This window comes from Halomonas sp. DP8Y7-1, from assembly GCF_019801685.1.
Classification (GTDB): Bacteria; Pseudomonadota; Gammaproteobacteria; order Pseudomonadales; family Halomonadaceae; genus Halomonas; species Halomonas litopenaei_A.
Window position 1 is genome coordinate 281372 of the sequence record NZ_JAHVIN010000005.1, and the last position, 16704, is coordinate 298075.

Sequence of the window (16704 nt, forward strand, 5' to 3'; positions counted from 1 at the left end):
CTCAGAGGTTCTGTTCCGAGGTTCAGTTCAGTGATTCAGTGATAGGTGGCCATCGTCGATGATTCGGCGGATGGCCTGCAATTCATCGCAGGTGAAGTGCTCCAGCCTTCCAGACAATAGATCACTGATCTTTTGCATGGGTAGGCCTGCGCGGCGGGCGATCTCACGGCTTCCGAGATCGGATACGGCAATCAGCCGTGTGACGATGCGCATCAGTCGTGTGCGCTGTTCCAGGTCCCTGACGTCGAGGTCAGGGCATCGTCGAGGAGGCGGTTCTGAGGCGTCTGCTCGAGACAAGGAATCTGCGGTGCTCATGGTGCTCCAATGGGCGTTTGCGACCCCTACAGCATGCAACCTTTTTTGCTCCCTTGCCAGTCCAAAATCGGCAAACGGCTAGTGTCATTGACGGGGCCGTCAGGGGAAAGCGCAGGGAGGCCCGCTGCGCCCGGGTGCATGGGCGAATGGAGGTATGCTGCGCCGATGTAAACTTAGACGAAAGAGGTATCAACCAGTGCTGCTGACGGCAGAGTAGCGCGTGATAGTTTTCTCGCTCGAGGGATACATTCAACAAGAAAGGCTCTGGCATGAGAGCTTTCCCCCCGCCTGACCTGTTCTGACCTGTTGTCCCTTCGCGGGTAGCCAGGGCGGGGGAGTCACAACGAGCGATAGATTATGCAAGCGAACAGCAGTGAAGGAGCACAGCTAAGTCGAGTGCTCGCGCGCAAGGATGTGCTGGCCCTGGCGTTTGGTGCCATGGTGGGCTGGGGCTGGATTGTCCTCACCGGAGGCTTTATCACCTCAGCCGGGAGCCTGGGTGCCATTCTGGCCTTTTTGCTCGGTGGAGCGGTCATCGTGCTAGTGGGCCTGACCTACGCCGAGCTGGCGTCGGCGATGCCACAGGTGGGCGGGGAGCACGTCTACAGCTATCGCGCCATGGGGCACTTCGCCTCATTTTTGTGTACATGGGCCATCGTGCTGGGCTATCTGAGCGTGGTGGCGTTCGAGGCGGTGGCGCTGCCCACCGTCGTCGAACACCTGTTCCCTTCCTATGCGGTCGGGCATCTTTGGACGCTGGCCGGATGGGACGTCAAGGCGACCTGGGTCGCCGTGGGCATGGCCGGTTCGATCGTCATGATGATCATCAACTACGTCGGCGTGCGCACCGCTGCGCTGGTGCAGAAGCTGGTGACCTTGCTGATCCTGGCGGTGGGCGTGATGTTCATTACTGGCGCCTTGTTCGAGGGCGGCAGCGCCAATCTGACACCGCTGTTCAACACCGAGAGCGGGGTGCTTGGGGGAATCACCATGGTGCTGATCATGGTGCCGTTCCTGTTCGTCGGCTTTGATGTCATCCCCCAGGCTGCGGAGGAGATCGACCTGCCGTTTCGCGATATCGGACGCGTGTTGATGCTGTCCGTGGTGCTGGCCGTGTTCTGGTACGCCTTCATCGTGCTGGGGACCGCGCTGATGCTGTCTCCCGCTGAACTCGAGAACAGCTCCCTCGCGGTACCGGATGCGATGCGGGCGGTGTTCAACACTCCCTGGGCCGCCAATCTGATGGTGCTGGCAGGTATCGCGGGCATCCTGACCAGTTGGAATGCCTTCTATGTGGGAGGCTCCCGGGCCATCTATGCCCTGGCGCATTGCGGCATGTTGCCGGCCTTCCTGGCCAAGCTGCATCCCCGTCATCGGACGCCGGTCAACGCCATTCTGCTGATGGGACTTGTGTCCAGTCTGGCTCCGCTGCTGGGTCGCCAGGCTATGGTCTGGCTGGTCGTGGCGGGCGGACTGGGCATCGTCATTGCCTACCTGTTTGTGTCCATTTCCTTCCTGATACTGCGGCGTAAGGAGCCGGAGCTCGAACGTCCTTTCCGGGTCAAGCATGCCAGGCTGGTGGGCTGGCTGGCGGTCGTGATGTCGCTGGGCCTGATTGCGCTGTACCTGCCCGGCAGTCCTTCGGCGCTGTCTGCGATCGAGTGGGGACTGTTCGCCGGCTGGATGGGACTTGGACTGGGGCTGTATGTGTGGTCCCGCCAGCGCTACGGCACCGACTACAGCGAGCGCCAGATGAAGCGTGAGCTGGCGGGGGCTGGGCAGGACGTCTGAGTCCGCCGCGTCGCCGGCCGATCCATCATGAACCGTTATTCAACGCTAGCGGGTGAGCGGCGCGGAGCCTCGCGCCCGCAGCCAGGCCGCGGCAGCGGCCTGGTGAATAGCGTTGACGCCATGAATCAGCAGCGATGCATCTAAGACCTTGTGAGAATTGCAGACAAAGACAAAAAACGTCGAAATGTTGGCATTGGCGAAGTCGCTAGGCACTTGCTAGTTTGCTTAGCGCATCTCGAATCGATCAACAACAACGTCACGATGGTTCCCACGAGGAACGGAGGAAGATCATGCGAGCACTGACATTCGCCCTGACGGCGTCCCTGCTGGTTGCCAGCCACACCGCGGTGGCCCAGAGCCAGCTGTCGATTGCCACTGGCGGCACCGGCGGCACCTATTACCCCTATGGCGGGGGCCTGGCGGAGCTGATCAAGAAGCATGTTGATGGCTATGATGCCGTGGCAGAGGTCACTGGTGCCTCGGTAGAGAATATGGGGCTGGTGTGGCGCGGCGACTCGGACCTTGCCTTGGCGCTGGCGGATACGGTGTACCAGGGGGCGACCGGCACCGGCGATTTCGAGGGGCGCAAGCTCGAAAACATTCGTGCTATTGCGTCGATCTACCCCAACGCGGTGCAGATCGTCACCATGGCGGACTCCGGTATCGACTCGCTGGATGACCTGGAAGGTAAGGTGGTATCGGTGGGCGCCCCGGGTAGCGGTACCGAACTTAACGCTCGTGCCATCCTTGAGGCCAACGGCCTCAGCTATGACGATTTCGACGCACGGCGCCTCAACTTCAACGAAACCGCTGATGCCTTGCGTGACGGCGATATCGATGTCGGCTTCTGGAGTGTCGGTCCGCCCACCAGCTCGATTCTGAATCTGGCGACCACCAGCGACGTGCGCCTGATCGGTCTCAGCGACGAGGAAGTCGCCAACGCCCAAGAAGACGAGCCGGTGTTCGCCGCCTACGAGCTCAAGCAAGGCCTTTATGAAGGCATGGACGCCGCGGTGCAGACCCTGGGCGTACCCAATGTGCTGATTGCCAGCAGCGAGATGGATGACGAGCTGGCCTACCAGATCACCAAGACGTTGTTCGAGCAGACCGATGAACTGATCGCCATTCATCCTGCCGCCAATGACACCACGGTTGAGTTTTCGGTGGAGTCCACGCCCATTGCCTTCCATCCGGGTGCCCTGCGTTACTACGAGGAAGTCGGTGCTGAGGTGCAGGACAAGCAGCGTCCCTGATGGTCATGGGGACACGCTTCACAAGGCGAGCCATGGGGCTCGCCTTGTGCGTGCTATGGCTGGGTGTGGCGCCGATGAACGCAGTGGCTGCGGAGCTGACGTCGAGCTGTGACGATCAACTGACGGTTCGCGATAGTGAGGGCAGGCTGCTGGTGGCAATCCCGATGCCGCCTGGCGCAGGGTGGTGCATGGCCTGGAACCATTCCGTGGAAGGGTTCGAGGTGCTCGACTGCTACCGTCACGTAGAAGGTCAAATGGTGCTGGAGCGCAGCCACTTGCCCGACTTTGCCGCCGGCCTTGACCATGTGCCGGGCCGCGGGCGGCAGGTCAGTGATGGGCAGGGAGGCTACTGGATCAACGATATCGACGAGGCGGTACCGGGTAATCACTACCGGTTGCGGGTTGGCGCCAAGCGCGTTGATCACCGCCTGGTCAGCCGTGGAAAGCCCACGCTGGAAAGGTTGGTCGCTGCGGGACGGTCGTGTGCAGCCGCCTGGGCGGAAGCGTTGCCCGCGCAGGCTACCCCGATCAGCTTAAGCGATATCGCGGCCGGGCGTTTGGTCAGCGTTGGCCTGGAGGGGCGCGGCGTGGATGACCATGGTCCAGGCTAGGCTTGAGCACCCCCAAGGCTGGCACGACCAGCCATTGTCTAACGTACATGCAAGGCGAAATTCGCCGATAAGGCAGGGAGCGACCGTCGCTGTTGCGCCATTTGATGGCGCAAGGCTGACACCAGCATGCCCCTGACTGACACTCCCAGGAAGATAACGATGAGCGAATCGCCAGCTTCTCCCGTGGTGCCTGGCAGCCAGGCCAACCACTCGAAAATCGTACTGTGGCTGATCTCTCTGGTAGCGATCGGCCTGTCACTGTTTCAGCTCTATTCGGCTGGCATCCAGCCGCTCGGCTTGTTCTATCAGCGCAGCATCCACCTGGCGCTGGTCATGATGCTGGCGTTTTTGATGTTCCCCGTGTTCGGCCCGTCCAGAGGGCGAGGCCCGGTGGGAGCGCTCATCGACCTGGTGTTCTTCTGTGGCGCCGTCGTCACCGGCGGTTATATGGCGCTGTATCTTGACGAGATCATCAATCGCGCAGGATTCTGGAGCCAGACCGATATCTGGGTGGGCATCATCGCCACCGTGACTGTGCTGGAGGCCAGTCGGCGAGCGGTGGGGCTTGGCATGACCATCATCGGCATGATCGCCATTCTCTACGCTTTTGCCGGCCCCCGGGGCGAGTTGCCCTGGCTCGGGCAGTTCCTGCCGGGCATCCTGGAACACCGCGGCTACAATCTGGATCGCCTGGTGGGCCAGCTGTACCTGGGCCAGGAAGGCATTTTTGGTCTGCCCATGGGGGTAGCCGCCACCTACATCTTCATCTTTGTCCTGTTTGGTGCCTTTCTCGAGATCACTGGCGCAGGCAAGTTCTTCATCGATCTGGCGTATGCCGCCACCGGGCGCCAGCGCGGAGGGCCCGCCAAGGCTGCAGTGATTGCCTCTGCCGGGATGGGGTCGATCTCAGGGAGTGCCATCGCCAACGTGGTGACCACCGGCGCCTTTACCATTCCTCTGATGAAGCGTCTTGGCTACAAGCCGCATCAGGCGGGGGGCATCGAGGCGGCGGCCTCTACCGGGGGGCAGATCATGCCGCCATTGATGGGGGCTGGGGCATTTCTGATTGCGGAATACACCCGGCTGCCTTACCTCGAGGTGGTCAAGGTCAGCATTCTTCCGGCCTTCATGTACTTTGGCACGGTCTACCTTTTCGTCCACATCATCGCCCTGAAAGAGGGCATGCAAGGCATGGCCAAGGAAGAGTTGCCGCAGATGAGCGACGTGCTCAAGCATGGCTGGCACTTCCTGCTGCCGCTGGCGGTGCTGGTGTGGCTGTTGGTGATGAACATGTCGCCGATGCGGGTAGGGTATTACGCCATCGTCTGCATGCTGGTGGTGGCCGTGTTGCGCTTCGCCGTCTGGTTCTTGTTCGTTGCGCCAAAGGAGGGGCAGCCGGTCAATGCCCAGCGCCTGGGCCTGGCCTGTCGCAATGGCCTGATGAAGCTGCTTGAGGGGCTGGAGCTTGGGGCACGCAACGCGGTGGCGGTGACCATGGCCTGTGCGGTGGCCGGTATCATCGTTGGCGTGGTTGGTTTGACCGGCCTCGGCCTCAAGTTCTCGGCCATGATGCTGGCCTTCTCCAACGGCCACTTGCTGCTGGCGCTGATCATGGTGCTGCTGGCCAGTCTGGTCCTGGGCATGGGCCTGCCGGTAACGGCGAGCTATATCGTGCTGATCGTGCTGGTCGGTCCGGCACTCTCCAATGAGTTTGGCGTACCGCTGCTGATCGCTCACCTGGTGGTGTTCTGGTACTCCCAGGATTCCAACGTGACGCCACCTATTGCACTGGCAGGCTTTGCAGGTGCTGCCATTGCGGGTGCCAAGCCGATGGAGACCAGCTTCCAGTCCTGGAAGTTCGCCAAGGGCCTGTATCTGGTGCCGCTGTTCATGGTCTACAACCCCGAAATCATTATCGGTGGGCCGGTCTGGCTGTTGATCTGGAAGGGCGTGACGGGCCTGCTGGCGTTGGGTGCCTTTGCGGCGACGCTGGAGGGCTACCTGTTCACCCGGATTCCGCTGTGGCAGCGGCTGCTGCTGTTGCCGGCAATCGTGGGCGTGTTCCTGCCGTCGATGATGTTCGACGTTGCCGGGGCCGCGGTGATGGCAGCGATCATTGGTTTCAACTATTGGGAGTCGCGCAGGGTGGCAACGCCCGCCTAGTTGGTCGAGTGACAGGTTTTCCCAGCGTGACGACAGCGCCGTGCCTCAGGGCACGGCGCTGTCGTTGTGTCGTGGCACACGCTGTGTTGTGGAACCGCTAGGCCAGATCCGTACGGGGGCCCGCGTTACTGGGCTTGAGCGCTGTCGCTGCCTTCAGTAGGGGCTGTCGCATCAGGGGCTGTCGCATTGCCGCCGCCGGCGGCCGCTGCTCCCTGGCTGGGTTCCTGCATGCCAGCTGCTTGCTCGGCCACCGCGTCGGCCTGCTCAGCGGCCTGCTTCTCCGCGGCGGTGGGCTCATCACCGCTCGACAGCAAGGCCTCCTGGGCTTGCTGCATGCTTTCACTCTGCGCGTTGCCATCGGCTCCCACCGGGTGGAGCACGATGGACACCGGAGGCTGGTCGGCGTCTGGGCCGACCTCGACCGGGTTGGCTTGGGTGCTGGTCCAGATCAGCTGGCCGTCGTCGCCCCGGATTTCCCCTCGCAGGCTGTGGGTGTGACGTTCGCTGACATCGTCGGCGTCATAGCTCAAAGAGAAATCGGTGGGCGCCTGACGGTCGATCGAGACCGTGGTCTCGGCAATGGTCTTGGCCGGAGCATCGGCCAGGGCCACATCGTTAAGAAGGACCTTCACGTCAGCGCCCTGTGGCAGTGTCTGCCCAGTTTCGGCAAAGCTGACGGTACCCTTGAGGGTCATCTGTGTGGCCTGCTCGGCGCTGGCCTGCTGGCTGGTCTCGGCACTGCCCTGGGAGCTGCTGGCGTTGCTCTGGCTATCGTCGCAACCGGCCAGCGCCAGGCCAGATGTTAAGGCGGCGATAAGCAGCAGGGTCGGTTTCATGGCTCTCTCCTTGGTGAGCGTGTCGTCCTAATAGACGCTGTGACATTGGCGATGACAGAAAAAAGTAGCAGACCAATGCGCAGTCAGAATGAATGTTGCTGTCGCTGGCTGACGACGTCTGTATCGGGAGAGGTATCGCTCCCTCGGCTCTGCTAGACTATGGCGCTTCCCGATTGTTCCCTAGTCGCGGCGATTTCTTTGCTGCGGCACCGTCGTTTCTTCGAGGAGTTGCCGATGTCATCCACCTCCCCAGCGCCCCGGGTCGGCGTGATCATGGGTTCCAAGTCTGACTGGCCTGTCATGGAGCACGCCGTCACCATGCTGGAGCGCTTGGGCGTGAGCTATGAAACCCAGGTCGTCTCCGCGCATCGGACGCCGGACCTGTTGTTCGACTACGCCAAGAGTGCTGCCGAGCGTGGCATCCAGGTCATCATCGCTGGTGCAGGAGGCGCGGCCCACCTGCCGGGCATGGTGGCGTCGCAGACGGCATTGCCGGTGCTGGGTGTTCCGGTTGAATCCAAGGCGTTGAAAGGGCTGGACTCGTTGCTGTCGATCGCCCAGATGCCAGGTGGCGTAGCGGTGGGTACGCTGGCGATCGGCAAGGCTGGCGCGACCAACGCGGGGCTGCTGGCGGCTCAGATCGTCGGGCTTGCCGATAGCGCGGTGCGTGATGCGGTAGAAGCCTTCCGCGCCGAGCAGACGCAGACGGTGCTGGATAACCCTGATCCCCGTCCGCCGGAAGCGCGCCAGGGCTGAGCGTGTTAGGCGCCCCAACCCTTGCACGACCGTCGTAAGAGCATAGGAGCAAGTCATGAAGATTGGTGTTCTCGGGGCCGGACAGCTTGGCCGCATGCTGGCGCTCGCCGGCTACCCGTTGGCCAACCGGTTCCGCTTTCTCGATACCACCGGGAATCCCAGTGCCGGCATCGGTGAGGTGATGATCGACACCGACCAGAAACATATTCAGAGCTTTCTCGAAGATGTCGACCTGGTCACCTATGAGTTCGAGCATCTGCCAGTCTCGCTGGTTCAGGCGATCGAGGCAGAGCGGCCGGTCTATCCGGGCAGCGAAGCGATTCGCGTGTGTCAGAACCGGGCCGAGGAAAAGGCACTGTTTGATCGCCTGGGCATTCCCACTCCCGCCTATCGGTTGGTAGACAGCGCAGAGGCGCTGGAGGCCGCCGCCAAGGAACTGGGGACTCCGGTGGTGGCCAAGTCTATCACCGAGGGCTACGACGGCAAGGGGCAGGCGGTGCTCAAGCAGCCAAGCGACGCTGCAGACGCCTGGTCGCGCATCAACCACCCGCGGCTGATCGTCGAGTCCTTTGTCGACTTTGTTCGCGAGGTATCGATCATTGCCGTGCGCGGCCGTGATGGACAGGTCGTGTTCTATCCCATGGCCGAGAACGTGCACGTCGACGGCATCCTGCGTTACTCGCTGGCGCCCATGCCCAACCTGGATGACAGTGTTCAGCATACTGCCGATGAGTACATTCGTGCGCTGCTGGACGAGCTGGACTATGTCGGCGTGCTGACGCTGGAGCTGTTTCAGTGTGCCGACGGTAGCCTGTTGGCCAACGAGATGGCGCCACGGGTCCATAACTCCGGTCATTGGACCATGGACGGTGCGGTCACCAGCCAGTTCGAGAACCATTTGCGCGCCATCCAGGGCTTGCCGCTGGGCGATACCAGCGCGCGTGCTCCCACCTGCATGGTCAACGTGATCGGTCGTGAGCCGGACCCGAGCCAGGTGCTGGCCATGCCCGATGCCCATCTGCATCGCTACGACAAGAGCGAACGAGCAGGCCGCAAGCTGGGCCACATCAATCTGGTGGCCGCCGATCATGCGACCTTGCTGGATCGTGTTCGCCAGTGCGCAGCGCTGGTACCCGATGCCCCTGAGGTGCGCTTCAGCTTCGAAGACTGAGCGTAGGTTGCGTGGCAACAAGCACAGCGGGCCCCTTCTGGGGGCCCGCTGTCGTTTGTGCTGCTTGTACTGTTTGTACTGTTGGTACTTAGCCGCTGGCGGTCAGGCGCTTGGCCGCTACCCAGGATGATGGGGCCGCTCACCCCATCAACACGGCGCTGGCCAGGCCACCGCCGACCACCAGCAGCACGAACAGGATCAATGCCAGCAGGAAGGGCTTGATGCCCAGCGCCTTGAGGCGCGATATCCGGGTATTGATGCCCAGCGCCGCCATGGCCATGGTCAGCGCGATCTGACCGCCAAGCACCAGCGCAGCATGCAGCGGAGCCGGCAGGCTGATGACACTGTTGACCCCGACCATGACGATAAAACCCAGAGCAAACCACGGAATGACCAGCTTGGCTTTCTCGACCTGACCGCCTGCCTGTCCATCCAGCGTGGCGGCGTCTGCTTCACTGGGCTGGCGTAGCCACCACTGGCCGACGATCAGCAGGAAGGGGACCAGCAGCATGACCCTGACCAGCTTGACAATGACCGCATTGGCCAGCGCATCCGGGCCGACCGCATCGCCCGCGGCGACGACCTGAGCGACTTCATGAATGGTGGCGCCGATATAGACGCCGAACAACCCTTCCTCCATGCCCAACCACGGGTACAGCAGGGGATAGGTCAGCATCGCCAGAGAACCGAACAGGACCACGGTGGCCACCGCCATCGACGCAGCGGCAGGCCTGGAGCGGATGGTAGACTCGGTGGCGAGAACTGCCGCCGCCCCGCAGATGGCACTGCCTGCGCTGGTCAGCAGGGTAGTTTCTCGGTCCATGCCGAGGACCCGGGTGCCGATCTGATAGCCGCTCACCAGTACGGCAGTAATCACCAGTGCATCGAGTAACAACACCTTGGGACCGAGTCCTACCACCTGAGCAAAGGTCAACGATAGCCCGAACAGCACGATGCCACCGCGCAGCAGCCAGCGGGTAGCAAAGGCCAGTCCCTTGTGGGAAGACTCCAGGGTACGCCCCAACGGCAGGTTGCCCACGATGATACCCAGCAGCAGGGCGAACACCAGCGGACTGATCCCCGTGTCACTGATGCCTGGCAGGCGGCTGATCACCTGGCCGGCCAGTGTGAGTAGGGCGCACAGTACCAATCCTTGCCACATGATCCTGACCTCCTTTCATTATTGTGCTGGCATCGATACTTCTGCGAGCGGCACGGGAAGGCGTGCCTCATCTGGCTACCGACGTCAGCTTTGCTCTGATGGGGCCATTCTAGGCTTGGATATATCTTTTGATTATCGTGTAATAACGAAACCGGTTATAAGTAAAACCGATATAAGAGCAGGCGGCGTTTGCGAGGCTCCTGATCACGCAGCGAGAGGTCATCATGTCCCACCCTACCCATCAGCGATCACGCTCGCGCATCACCTTGCGCCAGCTGGAAGTCTTTGTAACCGTCGCCAGACTGGGGACTGTCAGCGCCGCTGCTCGACAGCTAAGCCTTTCTCAATCGGCCACGAGCCAGGCGCTGGCCGACCTGGAGCGGCAGCTTGGCGTGGTGGTATTCGAGCGTCCCGGGCGTAGACTCAGCCTCAACGATATGGGGCATCGTCTGTTGCCCAGAGCCGAGCAGTTGCTGGATGAGCTTGATGACCTGGTCGCCGCAGCGGTAGAGCCAGGGGATGTGCTGCACGGTAGCCTGGCGATCTCTGCCAGTGCCACCATCGGGACCTACCTGCTGCCGCCCCTGGCCGGTGAGTTCGGTGAATGGCATCCCGGTGTCGATCTGCGACTGCGCCTGCGCAATACCGGCGAGGTCATTGCCGAGGTGCAGCGTTTCGATGCGGACCTGGGATTGATCGAGGGGCGTTGCCATGAACCGGGCCTGGCCAGTGAGGTGTGGTGCGAAGATCACATGGTGGTGGTCTGCGCGCCTGGGCATCCACTGGTGGAAAAGGGCCGCATCTCGGACGTGGATCTGGCCGAGCAGCCCTGGATACTGCGTGAACTGGGCTCTGGCTCCCGGGAGGTGCTCGAGGCTGCGGTGCTTCCTCGAGTGGCCAGGCTGAAAGTGCGGATGGAGCTGGGGCAGCACGAAGCCATCAAGCAGGCCGTCGCGGCCGGCTTGGGCCTTGGCTGTCTATCACGCTTGAGCGTGCGTGGGGAGCTGGAGCGGGGCGACCTGGTCGAGCTGGCCCATGACCTGCCATTGACGCGCCACTTCTCGCTGGTGTGGCATCCGGACCGCTACCGTAGCCCGGCATGGCAGGCCTTCAAGGTGTTTCTGGTGGAGCACAAGGATCGCGTCATTCACCGTCGCTGAGCCATCCCACAGCAGGATGGCACGAAGTGAGCTGAAGGTATTAAGCGCAGGCTAGCCACCACGTGGCGGTCTACAGGATCTGCGCATTGCCATTCCACAGCAGGATGGCAGCGATCACCGCGAAGTGGGCGGGATACCACGCCAGCCACATCTTTCTCGGCATGGTCACAGAGGGGGCTCGGACCAGGCGGCTGGCACCGGCAGCCAGCAGCAGGACCAGCAGCACGGTGGCTACCGTTACCGACTTCGCCATGTCAGAGGAATTCATCAGGCCGGCCACTGCCAGCAGCGGCAGGCAGCCTGCCACGGCCAGCAGCCGCGATGGGATATCGTCGTCGGCGCGATGCAACTGACCGATCGCCAGCATGAAGAAGGGAACCAGCAACAGCCCCTGGTGGCCGTACTCCACCCAGAAGCCGGCGAAGTACCATGCCAGCGCGATGCCCAGGGTCTCCAGGGCGAGACGTGGATAGCCCAGTTCGCCGCCGTCCTGGCGCCGGGTCAGTTGCTCGAGCCAGTGACCCGCCATCAGGCCAAGGGCCAGGGTAAAGCAGATGTTGAGCTGGAAGATCGCTTCACGTGGCATCAGCTGGTAGGGAAGCTGGGCGAGCAGACCGATGACCATGACTCTGCGGGCGTAGCGCAGGGGATCTCGGGTGTTGAACAGACCATGCCAGGCCACCATGCCGGCGAACAAGGGAAAGGCGATGCGACCGACACTCGAATCGATCCAGCCCATATGCCAGGCATCAGTGGCCAGGTAGCGGGCGACATGATCCAGCGTCATGGTGATCAGTGCAATCCACTGTCCCCAACCGGTCCAGGCGGAAGACGGTCGCGCCGCGAAGCCGGCGTTGGTGGCGAGGTTCATCGGACATCCCTGTTGTTCGCAATGTCAGGATAGACTGATGGACGTCCCACAAGTTCCAATACGGCACATTTTAGCCGTTGGGAGCTGCACGGCTCAGGCATCCTAGCGGCGCGCCTCGCAGCGGCTCGTCGGGGCAGGCCTTCATGCAGTGGCACCTTGGGACGTCACCGCCGGTGAAGAGCAGGATAAGATGGGGTGCGTGACGGCAGGCGCTGCGTCACAGGGACAATAACAAGACAACCCTTCAGGAGTTGCCATGAAGAATGGCTTCGGTTTCGATCTGCGCAGTATGGAAATCTTCGTCGAGACGCTGGAACGGGGCAGCCAGAGCGCCGCCGCGGAAGCGCTGGGGTTGACCCAATCCTCGGTATCCCACTGTCTGGCGACCCTGGAAGAGAGCCTTGGACTGACGCTGTTCGAGCGTCGCTCACGTCCTTTGGAGCCGACCAGCGCTGGGCGGTTTTTCTATGACCGGGCGAGACGGCTGCTGAGTGAAGCCAGGGATACGCGCCGCGAGCTGATTTCCGGCGCCTTTGGCCAACTGCATCAAATGCGGCTGGCACTGGTCGACTCGTTGGCCACCGCCGTGGGCAAGCCCTTGATCGACCTTATCCGGCGACACACCCGGGACTATACCCTTACCACGGGGCTCTCCCACATGCATGGTCACTCACTGCTGACCCGACATGTGGACGTGATCATTTCGGATGATCGCCTCGAGAATTATGACGGCCTGGAGCGCCACAGCGTGCTGGTGGAGCCTTTCGTGCTGGTCCTTCCGGCCGACTGGTCTGGCCCTGCCGACAATTTGCGCTGGCTATCGCGGCAGCTCGATCTGGTGCGCTATGTCCCGCAGTCATTGATCGGGCAGAGCATCGAGCGTCATCTGCGGCTGTCTGGCGTCGAGCTGCCGGCGCGTCTTCATCTGGACAATACCTGTGCCTTGCTCAAGGCGGTCAGCGATGGTGTCGGCTTTACCGTGACGACGCCGTTGTGCCTGTACCAGGCGGGTCTTGAGCAGCTCAGGGTGCGGATCGAGCCGCTGCCCCTATCGCCGCTTAGCCGCACGCTGACGCTGGTCGCGCGACGGGATGAGCTGGGAGGTCTGCCTGGGCAGCTGGCCCGTGACGCACGGCGTTTACTGGACGCTGGCTTTCGCCGCACCCTGTCAGCCGAGCTGCCCTGGGTAGACGCACAGATCACGACGACGTCGTGACGTTCCCCGCGGGGTGATCCATCCTGGTGCGTCGAGGTCCTCACGATGCGCCAAGCGGTGGCAATATCGAAAGCTTCGATAGTGCGGGTGTCGTTGAAGTCGATGCAACTGGCGAGGTTGGTCTGGCTGAACCAAGACTCATGAGATTCCTCTTGAGTCCGGGAGACCCCATGCCGGCAGCCATTCGTCTCTACGTTCGTTACGTCGACCGCTTCAACCGGCGCATCGGGCGTATCGTCATGTACCTCATCTTCGTGATGATAGGTGTACTGCTGTATGCCTCGCTCTCGCGCACGCTGTTTGACCGGCCGCTGCTGTGGGGCGTCGAGGTCTCGCAGTTTTTGATGGTGGCCTACTTTCTGCTGGGCGGCGCCTATTCCATGCAGCTCGATGACCACGTGCGCATGGATCTGTTCTATACCCGGCTGTCCCCTCGTGCCAAGGCCATGAGTGACGTGCTGACGATGCTGTTGCTGCTGGTGTTCCTGGGCACACTGCTGGCTGGCGGCATCTCCAGTACCAGCTATGCGATCAAGTACGGCGAGACCAATTACAGCTCCTGGGCGCCGCCACTGGCACCCATCAAGACAATCATGACCGTCGGCGTGGCCTTGATGCTGGCCCAGTGTCTTTCCACCCTGTTCAAGGATGTCGCCGTGTTGCTCGGGCGACCGCTGGAGGAGAGCGAAGGGGAGAAGGATGCCAGGGAAGGGAAGGACCGCAAGGACGGGGAGGGCGACCGATGAGCTACGAAATGATCGCCCTGACCATGTTCTCTTCCATGATGCTGCTGTTGCTGACAGGACAGCGGGTGTTCGGCGTGATTGGCTTTGTCGGCGCGGCAGCCGCCTTGGTGCTGTGGGGCGACGGCGGTATGGAGATGCCCTTCAGTGCCGCCATTCAGCTGATGAACTGGTACCCGCTGTTGACCTTGCCGCTGTTCATCTTCATGGGATACATGCTGTCGGAGTCCGGTATCGCCTCCGAGCTCTACGAGATGTTCCACGTGTGGATGGGGGGGCTGAGAGGGGGCCTGGCGGTGGGCACCATCGGTCTGATGGTGGTGGTCTCGGCGATGAATGGGCTGAGTGTGGCCGGTATGGCCATCGGCGCCACCATTGCCCTGCCGGAACTGCTGCGACGGGGCTACGACAAGGTCATGGTCACCGGCGTGATCCAGGCTGGCAGCTCGCTGGGCATATTGGTACCGCCCAGCGTGGTGCTGGTGCTCTACGGCATGATTGCGCGCCAGCCGGTCAGCCAGCTATGGCTGGCCGGGGCGATACCTGGCTTGATCCTGGCGGCCATGTTCGTGGCCTATATCGTCATCCGCTGTCGCTTGCAGCCGAGCCTGGGGCCGACCCTGCCGCCGGAAGAACGCAACCTCTCCACCGCTGACAAGTTGAAGCTGTTGCGCGCCGGCATCATGCCATTGGCCATCTTCTTTTTCATGACCGGCCTGTTCGTGATGGGAGTGACCAGCCTGGTGGAAAGCGCTGCGGTGGGGGCGCTGTCGGCCACTCTGGCTGCCCTGATCAAGGGACGCTTGAATCGCGCAGTCATCGAGACCACGGTGCGCCGCTCGCTGGGCATCACCTGCATGTTCATGTGGATCATCCTGGCGGCCTTGTGTTTTGGCGCGGTGTTCGATGGTCTCGGCGCGGTGCGTGCCATCGAGTCTGTATTCCTCGAGGCCTTTGGCCTGACCCCCTGGCAGATCCTGGTGATGATGCAGCTGTCCTACATCCTGCTTGGCATGTTTCTCGATGACACTGCCATGCTGGTGATCGTGGCGCCGCTTTACGTGCCGCTGGTCATCAGTCTTGGCTTCGACCCGATCTGGTATGGCGTGCTCTACACGATCACGGTGCAGATCGCCTACATGACCCCGCCCTTCGGCTACAACCTGTTCCTGATGCGGGCCATGGCACCGCCGGAGATCAGCCTGGGGGATATCTACAAGAGCGTGTGGCCGTTTGTCGCCATCATGTTGGCGGGCCTGGCGCTCATTACCGCCTTTCCCCAGCTCGCACTGTGGCTCCCCGAGCTGTTCCGGGATTACTGAGCCTGGGCGAAAGCAGCGACCGGACCTGCATTGCCAGGGAGTATCGCGCTCCGGCCAGCGGCGACGAAGGTGCGCCACAAGGCATGTTAGGCCGGATGCCGGATGCCGGAGCGAGCGAGCTATAGATAGCGCAACATCGACAACAAGACAGGAAACGAAAAACGGCAGGAGGCCGGGCAACACACCGACAGCTGCAATGAGTCACAGCAGTACCCGATGGCATCACCCCTGACCACAACAATCGACAGAGTAGGGAGAGATCCAATGACCAACCGTCGCGACTTCTTGAAAAAGGCCGGTGTCGCTACCGCCGCTACCGTGGGCGCAGGCACTCTGGCCGCGCCCTATGTGCATGCCCAGTCGAAGACGCCGATACGCTGGCGTCTGCAGACCTATGCGGGGCCAGCGCTGGCGGAGCATGTCATCAAGCCTTCCATTGATGCCTTCAACAAGGCCGCCAATGGCGAGATGGAAATCGAGCTGTATTTTTCCGATCAGCTGGTCCCCACCGGGGAGCTGTTCCGGGCCATGCAGAGAGGCACCATCGACGCCGTGCAGAGCGATGATGACTCGATCAATGCACCGGTGGACGTGTCGGTGTTCGGCGGCTATTTCCCGTTTGCCTCGCGTTACAGCCTGGATGTACCGACCCTGTTCAACCACTACGGTCTGAAGGAAATCTGGGAAGAGGCCTACGGCGAGATCGAGGGCGTGACCTGGCTCGGCTCGGGCAGCTGGGATCCCTGCAACTTCGTCACCCGAGAGCCCATTCGCAGCATCAAGGACCTCGAGGGCAAGCGGGTGTTTACCTTCCCCACTGCCGGGCGCTTCCTGACTCGCTTCGGGGTGGTGCCGGTGACCCTGCCCTGGGAAGACATCGAGGTCGCCATGCAGACCCGCGAGCTTGATGGCATCGCCTGGGCGGGCATCACCGAGGCTTACACCGTGGGCTGGGCGGATGTCTCCAGCTACTACCTGACCAACAACATCTCGGGCGCCTGGGCGGGGTCCTACTTTGCCAACAGCGAACGCTGGAACGAGCTCCCGGATCACCTGAAGACGCTGTTCAGGATGTGCATGGACAGCTCTCATTACTATCGTCAGCACTGGTACTGGTGGGGTGAAGCCCACTACCGCACCAAGGGTGGCAAGCTCGAACTGACCTCCATCCCGGAAGAAGAGTGGCAGACCATCGAGGATGAAGCGCTGGGGTTCTGGGATGAGATTGCGGCCCAGAGCGAGCGCAATGCCAAGGTGGTGCAGATCCTCAAGGACTACCGCCAGACCATGCAGCAGGCGGGCCCTCCCTATCGCTACAGCTGATACGGGGCAGT

General features: G+C 62.1%; 15 protein-coding genes. 11 read left to right on the forward strand and 4 right to left on the reverse strand.

The genetic code is table 11. The annotated features are described in order from the left end of the window. Positions 1–27: 27 nt before the first annotated feature. Positions 28–315: an XRE family transcriptional regulator gene (locus KUV41_RS06610; RefSeq protein WP_206939980.1), complete on the reverse strand. Its 288-nt coding sequence runs from the start codon at positions 313–315 to the stop codon at positions 28–30. A 357-nt stretch (positions 316–672) separates the two neighbouring features. Here KUV41_RS06610 and KUV41_RS06615 point away from each other — a divergent pair, with 357 nt between their 5' ends. The 4 genes from KUV41_RS06615 (at position 673) to KUV41_RS06630 (ending at position 6133) form a co-directional block, all read left to right on the forward strand. Continuing rightward, a complete protein-coding gene (locus KUV41_RS06615; protein WP_206939978.1) occupies positions 673–2106 on the forward strand; it encodes an APC family permease in 1434 nt (477 codons plus the stop codon). Between the two features lie 290 nt (positions 2107–2396). Continuing rightward, positions 2397–3359, forward strand: a complete 963-nt coding sequence (locus KUV41_RS06620; protein WP_206939977.1) for a TAXI family TRAP transporter solute-binding subunit — start codon at positions 2397–2399, stop codon at positions 3357–3359. A gap of 32 nt (positions 3360–3391) precedes the next feature. After that, positions 3392–3970 (forward strand): DUF1850 domain-containing protein, encoded by a 579-nt coding sequence (locus KUV41_RS06625; protein WP_206939975.1) that lies wholly within the window; start codon positions 3392–3394, stop codon positions 3968–3970. Positions 3971–4129: 159 nt separating this feature from the next. After that, positions 4130–6133, forward strand: a complete 2004-nt coding sequence (locus tag KUV41_RS06630) for a TRAP transporter permease (RefSeq protein WP_222483476.1) — start codon at positions 4130–4132, stop codon at positions 6131–6133. Positions 6134–6258: 125 nt separating this feature from the next. Here KUV41_RS06630 and KUV41_RS06635 read toward each other — a convergent pair whose 3' ends face one another. Beyond that, positions 6259–6969 carry a YbaY family lipoprotein gene (locus KUV41_RS06635; protein ID WP_222485084.1) on the reverse strand — a complete coding sequence of 237 codons (711 nt, stop codon included), beginning with the start codon at positions 6967–6969 and terminating at the stop codon, positions 6259–6261. 234 nt (positions 6970–7203) lie between these two features. Between KUV41_RS06635 and purE the strand changes: the two genes are divergently transcribed. Both purE and KUV41_RS06645 read left to right on the forward strand, forming a co-directional pair. Next, positions 7204–7725: a 5-(carboxyamino)imidazole ribonucleotide mutase gene (purE, locus tag KUV41_RS06640; RefSeq protein WP_206939969.1), complete on the forward strand. Its 522-nt coding sequence runs from the start codon at positions 7204–7206 to the stop codon at positions 7723–7725. Between the two features lie 55 nt (positions 7726–7780). Further along, positions 7781–8896: a 5-(carboxyamino)imidazole ribonucleotide synthase gene (locus KUV41_RS06645; RefSeq protein ID WP_206939967.1), complete on the forward strand. Its 1116-nt coding sequence runs from the start codon at positions 7781–7783 to the stop codon at positions 8894–8896. A gap of 139 nt (positions 8897–9035) precedes the next feature. Here the strand turns inward: KUV41_RS06645 and KUV41_RS06650 are convergent, their stop codons facing one another. After that, entirely contained in the window at positions 9036–10058 is a 1023-nt protein-coding gene (locus KUV41_RS06650; RefSeq protein WP_206939965.1) for a YeiH family protein, read from the reverse strand. 224 nt (positions 10059–10282) lie between these two features. On the opposite strand from KUV41_RS06650, the gene KUV41_RS06655 reads away from it, so the two are divergent. After that, positions 10283–11218: a LysR substrate-binding domain-containing protein gene (locus tag KUV41_RS06655; protein WP_206939963.1), complete on the forward strand. Its 936-nt coding sequence runs from the start codon at positions 10283–10285 to the stop codon at positions 11216–11218. A 70-nt stretch (positions 11219–11288) separates the two neighbouring features. On the opposite strand, the gene KUV41_RS06660 is transcribed toward KUV41_RS06655, so the two are convergent. After that, a complete protein-coding gene (locus KUV41_RS06660) occupies positions 11289–12089 on the reverse strand; it encodes a TraX family protein (RefSeq protein WP_222485086.1) in 801 nt (266 codons plus the stop codon). A 256-nt stretch (positions 12090–12345) separates the two neighbouring features. Between KUV41_RS06660 and KUV41_RS06665 the strand changes: the two genes are divergently transcribed. The 4 genes from KUV41_RS06665 (at position 12346) to KUV41_RS06680 (ending at position 16693) form a co-directional block, all read left to right on the forward strand. Next, a complete protein-coding gene (locus KUV41_RS06665; protein WP_222485101.1) occupies positions 12346–13305 on the forward strand; it encodes a LysR family transcriptional regulator in 960 nt (319 codons plus the stop codon). Positions 13306–13475: 170 nt separating this feature from the next. Next, positions 13476–14051, forward strand: coding sequence for a TRAP transporter small permease subunit (locus KUV41_RS06670; protein WP_222237156.1), 576 nt, complete (start codon positions 13476–13478; stop codon positions 14049–14051). Then, positions 14048–15370 carry a TRAP transporter large permease subunit gene (locus tag KUV41_RS06675; protein WP_206939955.1) on the forward strand — a complete coding sequence of 441 codons (1323 nt, stop codon included), beginning with the start codon at positions 14048–14050 and terminating at the stop codon, positions 15368–15370. The genes KUV41_RS06670 and KUV41_RS06675 overlap by 4 nt, the downstream gene beginning before the upstream one ends. Positions 15371–15634: 264 nt before the next feature. Further along, positions 15635–16693 (forward strand): twin-arginine translocation signal domain-containing protein, encoded by a 1059-nt coding sequence (locus tag KUV41_RS06680; RefSeq protein ID WP_206939953.1) that lies wholly within the window; start codon positions 15635–15637, stop codon positions 16691–16693. Positions 16694–16704 lie beyond the last annotated feature (11 nt).

Excerpts from the sequence above, each read along its gene's own strand:
- KUV41_RS06610 (WP_206939980.1), bottom strand. The coding sequence starts at position 315 with ATGAGCACCGCAGATTCCTTGTCTCGAGCAGACGCCTCAGAACCGCCT.
- KUV41_RS06615 (WP_206939978.1), top strand. The coding sequence starts at position 673 with ATGCAAGCGAACAGCAGTGAAGGAGCACAGCTAAGTCGAGTGCTCGCG.
- KUV41_RS06620 (WP_206939977.1), top strand. The coding sequence starts at position 2,397 with ATGCGAGCACTGACATTCGCCCTGACGGCGTCCCTGCTGGTTGCCAGC.
- KUV41_RS06625 (WP_206939975.1), top strand. The coding sequence starts at position 3,392 with ATGGGGCTCGCCTTGTGCGTGCTATGGCTGGGTGTGGCGCCGATGAAC.
- KUV41_RS06630 (WP_222483476.1), top strand. The coding sequence starts at position 4,130 with ATGAGCGAATCGCCAGCTTCTCCCGTGGTGCCTGGCAGCCAGGCCAAC.
- KUV41_RS06635 (WP_222485084.1), bottom strand. The coding sequence starts at position 6,969 with ATGAAACCGACCCTGCTGCTTATCGCCGCCTTAACATCTGGCCTGGCG.
- purE (WP_206939969.1), top strand. The coding sequence starts at position 7,204 with ATGTCATCCACCTCCCCAGCGCCCCGGGTCGGCGTGATCATGGGTTCC.
- KUV41_RS06645 (WP_206939967.1), top strand. The coding sequence starts at position 7,781 with ATGAAGATTGGTGTTCTCGGGGCCGGACAGCTTGGCCGCATGCTGGCG.
- KUV41_RS06650 (WP_206939965.1), bottom strand. The coding sequence starts at position 10,058 with ATGTGGCAAGGATTGGTACTGTGCGCCCTACTCACACTGGCCGGCCAG.
- KUV41_RS06655 (WP_206939963.1), top strand. The coding sequence starts at position 10,283 with ATGTCCCACCCTACCCATCAGCGATCACGCTCGCGCATCACCTTGCGC.
- KUV41_RS06660 (WP_222485086.1), bottom strand. The coding sequence starts at position 12,089 with ATGAACCTCGCCACCAACGCCGGCTTCGCGGCGCGACCGTCTTCCGCC.
- KUV41_RS06665 (WP_222485101.1), top strand. The coding sequence starts at position 12,346 with ATGAAGAATGGCTTCGGTTTCGATCTGCGCAGTATGGAAATCTTCGTC.
- KUV41_RS06670 (WP_222237156.1), top strand. The coding sequence starts at position 13,476 with ATGCCGGCAGCCATTCGTCTCTACGTTCGTTACGTCGACCGCTTCAAC.
- KUV41_RS06675 (WP_206939955.1), top strand. The coding sequence starts at position 14,048 with ATGAGCTACGAAATGATCGCCCTGACCATGTTCTCTTCCATGATGCTG.
- KUV41_RS06680 (WP_206939953.1), top strand. The coding sequence starts at position 15,635 with ATGACCAACCGTCGCGACTTCTTGAAAAAGGCCGGTGTCGCTACCGCC.